This window comes from Azospirillum doebereinerae, from assembly GCF_003989665.1.
Taxonomy (GTDB): domain Bacteria; phylum Pseudomonadota; class Alphaproteobacteria; order Azospirillales; family Azospirillaceae; genus Azospirillum; species Azospirillum doebereinerae.
The window spans coordinates 643,338-656,543 of sequence record NZ_RZIJ01000001.1 but is presented as its reverse complement, the minus strand read 5'-3'; the positions used below and the strand labels follow the sequence as shown (position 1 = coordinate 656,543).

Genomic DNA, 13,206 nt, shown 5'->3' with positions numbered 1-13,206 from the left:
CGGTGACTCCATGAAGATCAGCACCCTGTCCGTTCTCGCCCTGGCGCTCGCCTCGACCGGGTTGACCTCGCTTCCCGCCGTCGCCCAGGACGATCTCCAGCGTGGCGAGACCGTGCTGGAGCGCCGCCGCCCGGAGTTGGAGCAGCTTGGCATCCGTGCCGGGTCGTTCCGCTTCCTGCCGCGCCTGGAAGCCGGCGCGATCTATGACACCAACGTCTTCGCGTCCGACGCCAACAAGCAGGACGACATCATCTGGACGGTGCAGCCGCGACTCGACATCCGGTCCGACTTCTCCGCCCATGCCCTGAACTTCTCGGCCTCGGCCAACGCCGGCCGGTACCAGGATTACTCCAGCGAGAACTACACCGACTACGCGTTCCAGGCCGACGGCCGCTACGACGTGAGCAAGAGCGGGGCGGCCGACGCCACGCTCTACCACCGCCGCAACCATGAGGGACGCGGCGACATCGACAGCTTGTCGGGCTACGTCGAGCCGGTGACCTACACCCAGAGCGGCGGCGAGGTCGGCTACACCCAGCGCTTCAACCGTCTGCGCGCCCGCCTGTCCGGCACGGCGCAGTATTCCGAATACGACGATGTCGGGATACGCAGCGGCGGCATCGCCCGTCAAGGCGACCGCGACCGCTGGGAATACGCCGGCACCGGCCGCGTCGGCTACGAGTTCATCGAGGGCTACGAGACCTTCGTCCAAGGCACTTATTCCTGGACGCGCCACCGCCGCGACCGCGACTTCAACAACGTCAACCGCGACTCGGACGGCTACGAGATCGTCGGCGGCGTGACCGGCGAGCTGACCGGGCTGATCACCGGCGAGCTTTATGCCGGCTATCTCGCCCGCAACTACGAAGATTCGCGGTTGAAGGATTTCGGCGGCTTGGCGCTCGGCGGCCGGGTGAACTGGTCGGTGACGCAGCTGACCACCATCACCGGCTCGCTCAGCCGGCAGATCCGCGAGACGAGCAGCAGCCTGGGCCTCGGCACGGCGTCGAGCTACGAGCGCACGATCGTCGCGGTCGGCGTCGACCACGAGCTTCTGCGCACCCTGCTACTGAACGCCCGCGCCCAGTACCGCCGCGACGATTTCAACGGCAACAGCCGCAAGGACGACATCTACACGGCCGGCGCAGGCGCGACCTACCAGTTCAGCCGCAACCTGTTCCTGACCGGCGGCTACACCTACGAGAAGCGCAATTCCGACGTCACCAACATCGGCTACACCGACAACCTCGTGTATCTGCGCCTCGGCGCGCAGATGTAGGCCTGAGCTTTACCTGGGCTCGGCCTTAGGGCCATTTCGGCGAAAGGGCGTCCGTCTTACGACGGGCGCCTTTTTGCGTGGGGGATTACCCCTAAGGAGCCGCGGATTTTGGCCCGAAGGCGGTAATTCCTCTCCACTTTTTCCCAAGCGCTTGCGAGTTGATAGGCTGATCACGAGTTCAGGAGAGCGTGACCATAGGACGCCGGACCGTGCCCACCGAAAGCGGAGGGACCGTTCCCGGCCTCCGCGAGCCAGGGAAGGGGTTTAGGGATGAATCGACGTCATGTGTTCCGCGTGCTCGGTCGGGGTGTGGGGTTGGCCGCGCTTGCCGTTGCCATGGCGGGCTGTGCCGGCATGGACGCCCCGATGGAGACGGCCAGCGCCGCCCAGGTGACGGACTACCGTCTGGGATCGGGCGACGCGCTGCGGGTGATCGTGTTCGGCGAGGAGCAGCTGTCCGGCGAATTCCGCGTCGACGGCGCCGGCAAGGTCGCCATGCCGCTGATCGGCGACGTGGCGGCCAAGGACCGCACCACGCGCGAGGTGGAGAAGGAGATCGCCACCAAGCTGTCTCAGGGCTACGTGCGGGACGCCAAGGTCAACGTCGAGGTGATGAACCACCGCCCGTTCTTCATCCTGGGCGAGGTGCGCAACCCCGGCCAGTACCAGTTCCAGAACGGCATGACCGCCCTGTCGGCGGTCGCCATGGCCGGCGGCTACACCTACCGCGCCAAGGAGGACTACATCTTCATCACGCGCGGCAGCGACCCGAAGAAGGAGCTTCGCAAGGCGCCGATCACCACCACGGTGATGCCCGACGACGTGGTCCGCGTGCCGGAGCGTTACTTCTGATCGGCAGGACGACCGGCGCGGCGTTTCGCCGCGCCCGCAGATCTCGCCCTCAGGTCTCGAACGTGTTTCCGCCCTTCTTCTGACCCGGCGGGGTGCGCTGGTCCTCCGGGACCACCGCGTCCCGCGCGTCGAAGAGGGGCGGCGTCGTTCCGGCCGCCTCGTCGTCGGTCCCCAGCGGCGCCGCCGCCGGATCGGAGGCCGGCACCTTGTCGCCGGTCAGCCCGCGGTCGATCGCGTCGCGCAGGCGGTTCGTTTCGGCGGTGGAAGGGGCAGGGGGAGAGTGCTTGGAATCGGTCATCGGTGTTCAACCTCGCGTCGGCATGGATCGGACGGCACGGCCATGTCGAGACCGCTTACGTCCAACCGTCAGGGAAGTGTTGGGTTCCCCGATTCGCGAGGCTTTGCCTGAAGATGCCCTACCGAAGGCGAGGGGGAGCTGGTGCCGGATACAGGATTTGAACCCGTGACCTTCGGTTTACAAAACCGCTGCACTACCGCTGTGCTAATCCGGCCCGCTCGTCGCCGGCCCGTTGATGGCCGGCGGGCGCCACAGTAGCGTCCCGCCGCCTCCGGAACAAGCCTTACACGCGCAGGCGCGCCACCTCGTACAGCGCCACCGCCGCCGCGTTGGAGACGTTCAGGCTGCCGACCGGGCCGCCGGTCGGCAGTCGGGCGATCCCGTCGCAGCGCTCCATCGTCAGCCGCCGCAGCCCGCTGCCTTCGGCGCCCATCACCAGCGCCGTCTTGCCGGTCAGGTCGAACTGGGCCAGCGTGCCCTTCCCCGATTCGGCCAGCCCGACGCTCCAGAAGCCCGCCTGTTGCAGCTCCTCCAGCGCGCGGGCGAGGTTGGTCACCCGCACCAGCGGAACCACCTCCAGCGCGCCGGACGCGCTCTTGGCGAGCACGCCGGTGGTCTCCGGGGCGTGGCGTTCGGTGACCACCACCGCCTTGGCGCCGAAGGCGGCGGCCGAGCGCAGGATGGCGCCGACGTTGTGCGGGTCGGTGACCTGGTCGAGCACGACGATGACGGCGTGCGACTCGGCGGCCAGCTCGTTGCAGAGGTCGTCGATGCCGACCTCGGGCAGGGGGGCGGCGTCCACCGCCACGCCTTGGTGCACGGCGCCGGCCGGCATCATGCGGTCGAGCTCCGCCTTCTCCACCACCATGACGCCCGGCCGGGTCAGGCCGGCGGCGCGCCCCTGCGTCAGCACGCCGTCGAGCGACGCGCGGCCGGCTTCCGTGACGACCAGCCGATGGATGCGCCGCTCCGGGTTGGTCCAGGCGGCGGCGACCGGGTGCAGGCCGTAGAGCCAGACGCCCTGCGCGCCCTTGGACGCGGAGAGCTTGGCGGCCCCGGCCTGGGGCTTGGCCGTGGGGCGGCCGGCGTGCGAAGCGGGGGAGGGGGATTTGGAACGTGTCATGCTACCCGCAAGGAGGAGGGAGGAGGCGCCGGAACGGCGTATCGAATTTTTTCTGGTGTGGACTGCTTAAGCCTTGTTGACAAGGCCCGAAAAATGGGGATAGTGCCGAACTCCGCGACGGGCCCAGCCTGGAGCGGAACGGAAGGGTGGCCGAGTGGTTAAAGGCAGCAGACTGTAAATCTGCCCGCGTAAGCGTACACTGGTTCAAATCCAGTCCCTTCCACCATTTACTTTCCACGGCTTGTCCGTGATCGAGTTGCCCCGGACGGTCGCGCCGGCGGGATGGCGTGGCGGGTGTAGCTCAATGGTAGAGCAGAAGCCTTCCAAGCTTACGACGGGGGTTCGATTCCCCTCACCCGCTCCAACCCGCGCGCGCCACGGATGACCGATCCCGGCCGGGCCATGTTGTGCGTCCGGAACGTCGGGAACGAAAGACCAAAGCGATGGCGAAGGCAAAGTTTGAGCGGAACAAGCCGCACTGCAACGTTGGCACGATCGGCCACGTCGACCACGGCAAGACGTCGCTGACGGCGGCGATCACGAAGGTGCTGGCGGAGTCGGGCGGGGCGACGTTCACCGCCTACGACCAGATCGACAAGGCGCCGGAGGAGAAGGCGCGCGGCATCACGATCTCGACGGCCCACGTCGAGTACGAGACGGCCAACCGTCACTACGCCCACGTCGACTGCCCCGGCCACGCCGATTATGTGAAGAACATGATCACCGGCGCCGCGCAGATGGACGGCGCGATCCTGGTCGTGTCGGCCGCCGACGGCCCGATGCCGCAGACCCGCGAGCACATCCTGCTGGCCCGCCAGGTCGGCGTGCCGGCGCTGGTGGTGTTCATGAACAAGGTCGACATGGTCGACGACGAGGAGCTGCTGGAGCTGGTCGAGCTGGAAGTGCGCGAGCTGCTCTCGTCCTACCAGTTCCCGGGCGACGACATTCCGATCACCAAGGGTTCGGCGCTGTGCGCGCTGGAGGACCGTTCGCCGGAGATCGGCCGTGACGCCGTTCTCGCCCTGATGAAGACGGTGGACGAGTACATCCCGCAGCCGGAGCGCCCGGTCGACCGTCCGTTCCTGATGCCGATCGAGGACGTGTTCTCGATCTCGGGCCGTGGCACGGTGGTGACCGGCCGCGTCGAGCGTGGCATCGTGAAGGTCGGCGAGGAAGTCGAGATCGTCGGCCTGAAGGCGACGGTGAAGACGACGGTGACCGGCGTCGAGATGTTCCGCAAGCTGCTGGACTCCGGGCAAGCCGGCGACAACATCGGCGCGCTGCTGCGCGGCACGAAGCGTGAGGACGTGGAGCGCGGCCAGGTTCTGGCCAAGCCCGGCTCGATCACGCCGCACACCAAGTTCAAGGCCGAGGCGTACATCCTGACGAAGGAAGAGGGTGGCCGTCACACGCCGTTCTTCACCAACTATCGTCCGCAGTTCTACTTCCGCACGACCGACGTGACGGGCATGGTCTCGCTGCCGGAAGGCGTGGAGATGGTGATGCCGGGCGACAACGTGGCGATGGACGTCGAGCTGATCGCCCCGATCGCTATGGACGAGGGTCTGCGTTTCGCCATCCGCGAAGGCGGTCGCACCGTCGGCGCCGGCGTTGTTGCCAAGATCGTTCAGTGATGCTATAAGCCTGCCTCCCCCGCCGGACGGAAGCCCGGCGGGGGTCGGTTCAAAGGGCAGGTTGTTGCGTTAGCGCTTCCGGTACAAAGCCTTGGCTCCCTCGGGAGCTTCGGCCGGACGGCGATAGGAGTGTAGCTCAATTGGTAGAGCACCGGTCTCCAAAACCGGGGGTTGCGGGTTCGAGCCCCTCCACTCCTGCCATCCCGTCTTGATAATGAATTGGGTAGAAGCGGCGCCCTTCCAGTCGCTCCGGAGCTCGCACGGTTCGCACGATGGCTAAAGTCAATCCCGCAGAATTCGCGCGCGAGGTCCGCCGCGAGGTTGCCAGGGTCACCTGGCCGACCCGCAAGGAAACCGGCATCACCACCGCCATGGTCTTCGTCATGGTCGTGCTGGCCGCCCTGTTCTTCCTCGTCGTCGATCAGGTGCTGGCGGTTGCCGTTCGCTTGATCCTTGGACTGGGGGCTTAAGACATGGCTGCGCGCTGGTACGTGGTGCACGTGTATTCGGGTTTCGAGAAGAAGGTCTCCCAGGCGATCCGCGAAAAGGCGGCGCAGAAGGGCCTTGAGGACAAGTTCGAGGAAATCCTGGTCCCGACCGAGGAAGTGGTCGAAGTGCGCCGGGGTTCCAAGATCAACACCGAACGCAAGTTCTTCCCCGGCTACGTCCTCGTCAAGATGGACCTGACCGACGAATCCTGGTCGCTGGTGAAGAACACGCCGAAGGTCACGGACTTCCTGGGCGGTGGCGGCAAGCCGCAGCCGATTTCCCAGCGCGAGGCCGAACGGATCATCCATCAGGTGCAGGAAGGCTTTGAGCGCCCCAAGCCCTCGATCACCTTCGAGGTGGGCGAGCAGGTGCGTGTGAGCGACGGCCCCTTCACCTCCTTCAACGGCACCGTCGAGGAAGTCGACGAAGAGAAGTCCCGCCTCAAGGTGGCGGTGTCGATCTTCGGCCGCTCCACGCCGGTCGAACTGGAATACACCCAGGTCGAAAAGGTCTGAGTGTAAGGTTTCCATGTGTTTTCCCGAAGCTGCCGACGCCTTTCGCGTCGGTGGCTTCTTCTGCTGCGGAAGGCTTGCCATAGCCGGACCGCGGAACCCCGCGACGCCAAGCAGTCTGGCGCGGCGTCGTCTTTGGAGGTTGTGACATGGCAAAGAAGATCGTCGGTTACATCAAGCTGCAGGTCCCGGCCGGCAAGGCGAATCCGTCGCCGCCCATCGGCCCGGCGCTCGGTCAGCGCGGCCTGAACATCATGGAGTTCTGCAAGGCGTTCAACGCCAAGACGGCGGACCTGGAAGTCGGCATGCCGATTCCCGTGGTCATCACCGCCTTCGGCGACCGCACCTTCACCTTCGTGACCAAGACCCCGCCCGTCAGCTACTTCCTCAAGAAGGCGTCGGGCAAGGACAAGGGTTCGACGACCCCCGGCAAGGGCGGTTTCGTCGGCTCGGTCACGACCTCGCAGATCCGCGAGATCGCCCAGAAGAAGATGGTCGATCTGAACGCGCACGACGTCGACGCCGCCGCGACCATGATCGCCGGCTCCGCCCGCTCGATGGGCCTCGAAGTGGTGGAGGGCTGATCCATGGCCAAGCTGGGCAAGCGTCTGACCGACGCCTACAAGAACGTCAACCGTGACAGCTTCTACGACCTGACGGCCGCCGTCGGTCTGCTGAAGAGCGGGTCGAAGACCAAGTTCGACGAGACCATCGAGATCGCGATGAACCTCGGCATCGATCCGCGCCACGCCGACCAGATGGTCCGCGGCGTCGTGAACCTGCCGAACGGCACCGGCAAGACCGTGCGCGTCGCCGTCTTCGCCCGCGGCCCCAAGGTGGACGAGGCTCTGGCCGCCGGCGCCGACGTGGTCGGCGGCGACGATCTGGCCGAGAAGATCCTGGCCGGCAACATCGACTTCGACCGCTGCATCGCGTCCCCGGACATGATGGGCGTCGTCGGCAAGCTCGGTAAGGTTCTGGGCCCGCGCGGCCTGATGCCGAACCCGAAGCTGGGCACGGTGACCATGGACGTGGCCGGCGCCGTCAAGGCCGCCAAGGCCGGCGCCGTCGAGTTCCGCGCCGAGAAGACCGGCATCGTGCACGCCGGCGTGGGCAAGGCCAGCTTCTCGGAAGAGGCGCTGGTCCAGAACATCCGCGCCTTCGTCGACGCGATCACCCGCGCCAAGCCGACCGGCGCCAAGGGCCAGTACATCGAGAAGGTCTCGCTGTCCTCGACCATGGGCCCCGGCCTGAAGCTGGACCTCGCCACCGTGTCGGCCCCGGCCGGCGCCTCGGCGTAAGGTTTTCGAATTTCGCGCCTGGCCCCTCGGGGCCGGGCGCGATCGGGTGGTTCGCCTCCGGGCGGCCGCCCACCCTGTCCGAGACCGCAGGTGCCCGACCGTCCGCAAGGCATGGGAAGGCTTAAAATTCACCGGCGCAGACAGGAGTTGAACCGTTGACCATTCCGGCTTTCCAGGCGACTGGGCGAATCGGAGCAGGAACGGCTTGAACTTCTGGGACAGGTTCGCCGGAGCCAAGACCCCCTCGGGGGTTCCGGCTCCATGTACACCTCTGTGCAAGGAGGCGATCCGTGGATCGTACACAAAAAGAAGCGACGATCGCGGCTCTGCAATCGAAGCTCCAGGACACGGGCCTGGTGGTGGTCACCCACCATCTGGGCCTGACGGTGAAGGAAGTCACCGACCTGCGTGCGAAGGTTCGGGCTGCTGGCGCCGGCTTCAAAGTGACGAAGAACCGGCTCGCCCGTCGCTCCCTTCAGGGCACGCAGTTCGAAGGTCTGGACGGTCTCTTCAAGGGACCGACGGCGATCGCCTACTCGAAGGATCCCGTTGCGGCCGCCAAGGTGGTGGCCGACTACGCGAAGACCAACGAGAAGCTGAAGATCGTCGGCGCCAGCCTCGGCACCCAGATTCTGGACGCGGAGGGGGTCAAGGCCCTCGCCTCGCTCCCGTCGCTGGACGAACTGCGCGGCCGTCTCGTGGGCATGATCCAGACCCCGGCGACTCGCATCGCTGGTGTCCTCCAGGCTCCGGGTGGCCAGGTCGCCCGCGTGCTGGCGGCCTACGCGAAGAAGGACGACGAGGCGGCGGCCTAAGCCGGCCCTCAAAGCCAGCTTTCGTCACTCGTTTTTTACATCCCCAGAACTCAAGTCGTTTGGAGTAGTAACATGGCTGATCTGCAGAAGCTCGTCGACGATCTGTCGGCCCTGACCGTCCTGGAAGCCGCCGAGCTCTCGAAGCTCCTCGAAGAGAAGTGGGGCGTCTCCGCCGCCGCTCCGGTGGCCGTCGCCGCCGCCGGCCCGGCCGCTGCCGCCGCCCCGGTCGAAGAGCAGACCGAGTTCAACGTGATCCTCGCCGACGCCGGCGACAAGAAGATCAACGTGATTAAGGAAGTCCGCGCCATCACCGGCCTGGGCCTCAAGGAAGCCAAGGACCTGGTCGAAGGCGCTCCGAAGTCGGTCAAGGAAGGCGCGACGAAGGACGAGGCCGCCAAGATCAAGAAGCAGCTTGAAGAGGCCGGCGCCAAGGTCGATATTAAGTAAGACCTTGTTGCGTTACGGATCATACAGTTCCACGCCGGACAGCGGTCGATCCTCCTGGGATCGGCCGCTGCACGGCGTTTTCTGCCTTTCGCCGTACCGGGCTCGTCCCGGTGCGGTTCTTTCCGTCCCGGTTTCCGGGATGGCCCGCGCGGTGACCCGCCGGGGTATCCCTTGGGCTTAGCCCCCTAGGGAACGGTTGACGGTCGGTTGAGCGCATCACGTAGCAGACGTTTGGGGACATCCATGGCCAAATCCTTTACGGGTCGTAAACGTGTTCGGAAGAGCTTCGGGCGCATCCCGGAAGTCACCCAGATGCCAAACCTCATCGAGGTGCAGCGCAGCTCCTACGACCACTTCCTGCAGATGGACATCGCCCCGGAAAAGCGGGCGAACCTCGGCCTCCAGGAAGTGTTCAAGTCGGTGTTCCCGATCAAGGACTTCTCCGACCGCGCCGTGCTCGACTTCGTGAAGTATGAGCTCGAACAGCCCAAGTATGACGTCGAGGAGTGCCAGCAACGCGGCATGACCTTCGCCGCCCCGCTGAAAGTGACGCTGCGCCTGTCCGTCTTCGACGTCGAGGAAGACACCGGGCTGCGCTCCATCCGCGACATCAAGGAGCAGGACGTCTACATGGGCGACATGCCCCTGATGACGGCCAACGGCACCTTCGTCATCAACGGCACCGAGCGCGTCATCGTCTCGCAGATGCACCGCTCGCCGGGCGTCTTCTTCGACCATGACAAGGGCAAGACCCATTCGTCGGGCAAGTATCTGTTCGCCGCCCGCGTGATCCCCTACCGCGGCTCCTGGCTGGACTTCGAGTTCGACGCCAAGGATCTTGTCTACGTCCGCATCGACCGCCGCCGCAAGCTGCCGGCCACGACCCTGCTCTTCGCGCTGGACGGCGCGGACACCGAGGCGCTGCGCGCCGAGCGCAAGGCCAACCGCAAGGACCTGCTGCCCTACGAGGCGCAGGGCATGGCCAAGGAAGAGATCCTCAACTACTTCTACGAGACGATCACCTACTCGCGCTCGGCCGGCGGTTGGAAGACCCCGTTCAACGTCGACCGCATGAAGGGCGTGAAGCTCGTCTCCGATCTGGTCGACGCCGCCACCGGCGCCATCGTGTCCGAGGCCGGCACCAAGATGACGCCGCGCGTCATCAAGAAGCTGGTCGAGGCCGGGCTGACCGAGCAGCAGGTTTCCACCGAGGAGCTGACCGGCCGCTATCTGGCCGTCGACATCATCAACGAGCGCACCGGCGAGGTGCTGTTCGAGGCGGGTGACGAGTTGTCGGCCAGCGATCTCGACAAGCTGGAGAAGACCGGCGTCGACGAGCTGCCGGTGCTGGCGATCGACCACCTGAACGTCGGCGCCTACATCCGCAACACGATGAACGCGGACCGTAACGCCAGCCGCGAAGACGCGCTGATCGACATCTACCGCGTCATGCGTCCGGGCGAGCCGCCGACCCTCGAGTCGGCCGAGGCGCTGTTCAACGGCCTGTTCTTCGACAGCGAGCGCTACGACCTCTCGGCCGTCGGCCGCGTGAAGATGAACGCGCGCCTGAACTTCAAGACCGACGACCAGATGCGCGTTCTCCGCAAGGAGGACATCCTGGAGATCCTGAAGGTTCTGGTGAACCTGAAGGACGGCCGGGGCGAGATCGACGACATCGACCATCTCGGCAACCGCCGCGTCCGCTCGGTCGGCGAGCTGATGGAGAACCAGTACCGCGTCGGCCTGCTGCGCATGGAGCGCGCGATCCGCGAGCGCATGAGCTCGGTCGAGATCGACACGGTCATGCCGCACGACCTGATCAACGCCAAGCCGGCGGCCGCCGCCGTGCGCGAGTTCTTCGGATCGTCGCAGCTCTCGCAGTTCATGGACCAGACCAACCCGCTGTCCGAGATCACGCACAAGCGTCGTCTCTCGGCGCTGGGGCCGGGCGGTCTGACCCGCGAGCGCGCCGGCTTCGAAGTCCGCGACGTGCACCCGACCCACTACGGCCGCATCTGCCCGATTGAGACGCCGGAAGGCCCGAACATCGGTCTGATCAACTCGCTGGCGACCTACGCCCGCGTGAACCAGTACGGCTTCATCGAGAGCCCCTACCGCAAGGTCATCGACAGCCGCGTCACCAACGAGGTGGTGTATCTGTCGGCGATGGAGGAGGGCCGCTACGTCGTCGCCCAGGCCAACGCCGAGTTGACTCCGGACAACAGCTTCGCCAGCGACCTTGTGTCGTGCCGCCAGGGCGGCGAATACCTGATGTTCCGGCCGGAAGCGATCGACCTGATCGACGTGTCGCCCAAGCAGCTGGTCTCCGTCGCCGCCGCGCTGATCCCGTTCCTGGAGAACGACGACGCGAACCGCGCGCTGATGGGCTCGAACATGCAGCGTCAGGCGGTGCCGTTGGTGAAGGCCGACGCTCCGCTGGTCGGCACCGGCATGGAGGCGACCGTCGCCCGCGACAGCGGCGTGACCATCGTCGCCAAGCGCTCGGGCATCATCGACCAGATCGACGCGACCCGCATCGTCGTCCGCGCCACCGACAGCTCGGACAGCACGGCGCCGGGCGTCGACATCTACAACCTGCTCAAGTTCCAACGCTCGAACCAGAACACCTGCATCACCCAGCGTCCGCTGGTGAAGGTCGGTGACCGGGTGAAGGCGGGCGACATCGTCGCCGACGGTCCCTCGACCGACCTGGGCGAGCTGGCGCTCGGCCGCAACGTGCTCGTCGCGTTCATGCCGTGGAACGGCTACAACTTCGAGGATTCGATCCTCATCAACGAGCGCATCGTCAAGGACGACGTCTTCACCTCGATCCACATCGAGGAGTTCGAGGTCATGGCCCGCGACACCAAGCTGGGCCAGGAGGAAATCACCCGCGACATTCCGAACGTCGGTGAGGAAGCCCTCAAGAACCTCGACGAGGCCGGCATCGTCTACATCGGCGCCGAGGTCCGTCCGGGCGACATCCTGGTCGGCAAGGTGACGCCGAAGGGCGAAAGCCCGATGACGCCGGAAGAGAAGCTGCTGCGCGCCATCTTCGGCGAGAAGGCCTCCGACGTCCGCGACACTTCGCTGCGCCTGCCGCCGGGCGTCGTCGGCACCATCGTCGAGGTCCGCGTGTTCAGCCGCCGTGGCGTCGACAAAGACGAGCGCGCGCTCGCCATCGAACGCGCCGAGATCGAGAAGCTGGCCAAGGACCGCGACGACGAGCGCGTTATCCTGGAGCGCAGCTTCTACACCCGCCTCAAGGAAGTGCTGATCGGCCAGACCGCGCAGTCGGGCCCGAAGGGCATGAAGGGCGGCACCGTCCTGACCGACGAGGTGCTGGGCGGCCTGTCGAAGGGTCTGTGGCGCCAGATCTCCATCGCCGACGAGACGGTGATGGAGAACGTCGAGAACCTCGCCAAGGTGTTCGACGACTCGATCAAGGCCCTGCAGGACCGCTTCGAGAACAAGGTCGACAAGCTCCAGCGCGGCGACGAGCTGCCGCCCGGCGTGATGAAGATGGTCAAGGTCTTCGTCGCGGTGAAGCGCAAGCTGCAGCCGGGCGACAAGATGGCCGGCCGTCACGGCAACAAGGGCGTCGTGTCGCGCATCATTCCGCAGGAGGACATGCCCTATCTGGAGGACGGCACCCCCGTCGATCTCGTGCTGAACCCGCTGGGCGTGCCCTCGCGCATGAACGTCGGTCAGATCCTCGAGACGCATCTGGGCTGGGCCGCCTCGGGTCTGGGCAAGCAGATCGGCCGCGCGGTCGACCAGTACCGCCTCGCCATCCGCCAGAAGGCGGACGGGGCGACGCAGCTGGAGGCCCTGCGCGGGACGCTGAAGAACTCCTACGGCGAGGTCACCTACGCCGAGGACATCGCCGACATGACCGACGGCGAGATCCTGGAGCTGTCGGGCAACCTGCGCAAGGGCGTGCCCTTCGCGACGCCGGTCTTCGACGGCGCCCGCGAGGAGGACATCTGCGTCCATCTGGAGCGCGCCGGTTTCGACCGGTCGGGCCAGAGCACGCTGACCGACGGGCGCACCGGCGAGACCTTCGACCGCAAGGTCACGGTCGGCTACATCTACATGCTGAAGCTGCACCACCTCGTGGACGACAAGATCCACGCGCGGTCGATCGGCCCCTACTCGCTGGTCACGCAGCAGCCGCTGGGCGGCAAGGCCCAGTTCGGCGGTCAGCGCTTCGGTGAGATGGAGGTCTGGGCGCTGGAAGCCTACGGCGCCGCCTACACGCTGCAGGAAATGCTGACGGTGAAGTCGGACGACGTGTCCGGCCGCACCAAGGTCTACGAGGCCATCGTCCGTGGCGACGACAACTTCGAGGCCGGCATTCCGGAGTCGTTCAACGTGCTGGTCAAGGAGCTGCGCTCCCTCGGCCTGAACGTCGAGCTGAACCAGCGGGACTACTAAAGTCCGTTTGACGTGACCA

12 protein-coding genes and 4 tRNA genes are annotated in these 13,206 nt (G+C 66.1%); 13 read left to right on the top strand and 3 right to left on the bottom strand.

Going from position 1 to position 13,206, the window contains the following annotated elements; genetic code table 11:
* Positions 1 to 10: 10 nt before the first annotated feature.
* Positions 11 to 1,279 (top strand): outer membrane beta-barrel protein, encoded by a 1,269-nt coding sequence (locus tag EJ913_RS03085; protein ID WP_126994627.1) that lies wholly within the window; start codon positions 11 to 13, stop codon positions 1,277 to 1,279.
* Between the two features lie 270 nt (positions 1,280 to 1,549).
* Positions 1,550 to 2,131 (top strand): polysaccharide biosynthesis/export family protein, encoded by a 582-nt coding sequence (locus EJ913_RS03080; protein WP_126994625.1) that lies wholly within the window; start codon positions 1,550 to 1,552, stop codon positions 2,129 to 2,131.
* Between the two features lie 49 nt (positions 2,132 to 2,180).
* Here the strand turns inward: EJ913_RS03080 and EJ913_RS03075 are convergent, their stop codons facing one another.
* The 3 genes from EJ913_RS03075 to rlmB form a co-directional block, all read right to left on the bottom strand.
* Positions 2,181 to 2,429: a hypothetical protein gene (locus EJ913_RS03075; protein ID WP_185909662.1), complete on the bottom strand. Its 249-nt coding sequence runs from the start codon at positions 2,427 to 2,429 to the stop codon at positions 2,181 to 2,183.
* A gap of 139 nt (positions 2,430 to 2,568) precedes the next feature.
* Positions 2,569 to 2,643 (bottom strand) — tRNA-Thr (locus EJ913_RS03070).
* 69 nt (positions 2,644 to 2,712) lie between these two features.
* Positions 2,713 to 3,552 (bottom strand): 23S rRNA (guanosine(2251)-2'-O)-methyltransferase RlmB, encoded by an 840-nt coding sequence (gene rlmB / locus EJ913_RS03065; protein WP_126994623.1) that lies wholly within the window; start codon positions 3,550 to 3,552, stop codon positions 2,713 to 2,715.
* 140 nt (positions 3,553 to 3,692) lie between these two features.
* On the opposite strand from rlmB, the gene EJ913_RS03060 reads away from it, so the two are divergent.
* The 11 genes from EJ913_RS03060 to rpoB all read left to right on the top strand — a co-directional run bounded on the left by EJ913_RS03060 (position 3,693) and on the right by rpoB (position 13,187).
* A tRNA-Tyr gene (locus tag EJ913_RS03060) sits at positions 3,693 to 3,778 on the top strand.
* Positions 3,779 to 3,842: 64 nt separating this feature from the next.
* A tRNA-Gly gene (locus EJ913_RS03055) sits at positions 3,843 to 3,916 on the top strand.
* A gap of 79 nt (positions 3,917 to 3,995) precedes the next feature.
* Positions 3,996 to 5,186 carry an elongation factor Tu gene (tuf, locus tag EJ913_RS03050; protein ID WP_126994601.1) on the top strand — a complete coding sequence of 397 codons (1,191 nt, stop codon included), beginning with the start codon at positions 3,996 to 3,998 and terminating at the stop codon, positions 5,184 to 5,186.
* Between the two features lie 125 nt (positions 5,187 to 5,311).
* Positions 5,312 to 5,387, top strand: a tRNA-Trp gene (locus EJ913_RS03045).
* A 71-nt stretch (positions 5,388 to 5,458) separates the two neighbouring features.
* Complete coding sequence (gene secE / locus EJ913_RS03040; RefSeq protein ID WP_126994621.1) at positions 5,459 to 5,656, top strand: preprotein translocase subunit SecE; 198 nt, start codon at positions 5,459 to 5,461, stop codon at positions 5,654 to 5,656.
* 3 nt (positions 5,657 to 5,659) lie between these two features.
* Entirely contained in the window at positions 5,660 to 6,190 is a 531-nt protein-coding gene (gene nusG / locus EJ913_RS03035; RefSeq protein ID WP_126611539.1) for a transcription termination/antitermination protein NusG, read from the top strand.
* 146 nt (positions 6,191 to 6,336) lie between these two features.
* The gene (gene rplK / locus EJ913_RS03030) at positions 6,337 to 6,771 is read left to right on the top strand and encodes a 50S ribosomal protein L11 (RefSeq protein WP_126994619.1); all 435 of its coding nucleotides are present in this window, start codon (positions 6,337 to 6,339) and stop codon (positions 6,769 to 6,771) included.
* A gap of 3 nt (positions 6,772 to 6,774) precedes the next feature.
* Entirely contained in the window at positions 6,775 to 7,488 is a 714-nt protein-coding gene (rplA, locus tag EJ913_RS03025; RefSeq protein ID WP_126994617.1) for a 50S ribosomal protein L1, read from the top strand.
* A gap of 290 nt (positions 7,489 to 7,778) precedes the next feature.
* Positions 7,779 to 8,303: a 50S ribosomal protein L10 gene (rplJ, locus tag EJ913_RS03020; protein WP_126994615.1), complete on the top strand. Its 525-nt coding sequence runs from the start codon at positions 7,779 to 7,781 to the stop codon at positions 8,301 to 8,303.
* Between the two features lie 72 nt (positions 8,304 to 8,375).
* A complete protein-coding gene (gene rplL / locus EJ913_RS03015; protein WP_126994613.1) occupies positions 8,376 to 8,750 on the top strand; it encodes a 50S ribosomal protein L7/L12 in 375 nt (124 codons plus the stop codon).
* 243 nt (positions 8,751 to 8,993) lie between these two features.
* Positions 8,994 to 13,187, top strand: a complete 4,194-nt coding sequence (rpoB, locus tag EJ913_RS03010; RefSeq protein WP_126994611.1) for a DNA-directed RNA polymerase subunit beta — start codon at positions 8,994 to 8,996, stop codon at positions 13,185 to 13,187.
* Positions 13,188 to 13,206 lie beyond the last annotated feature (19 nt).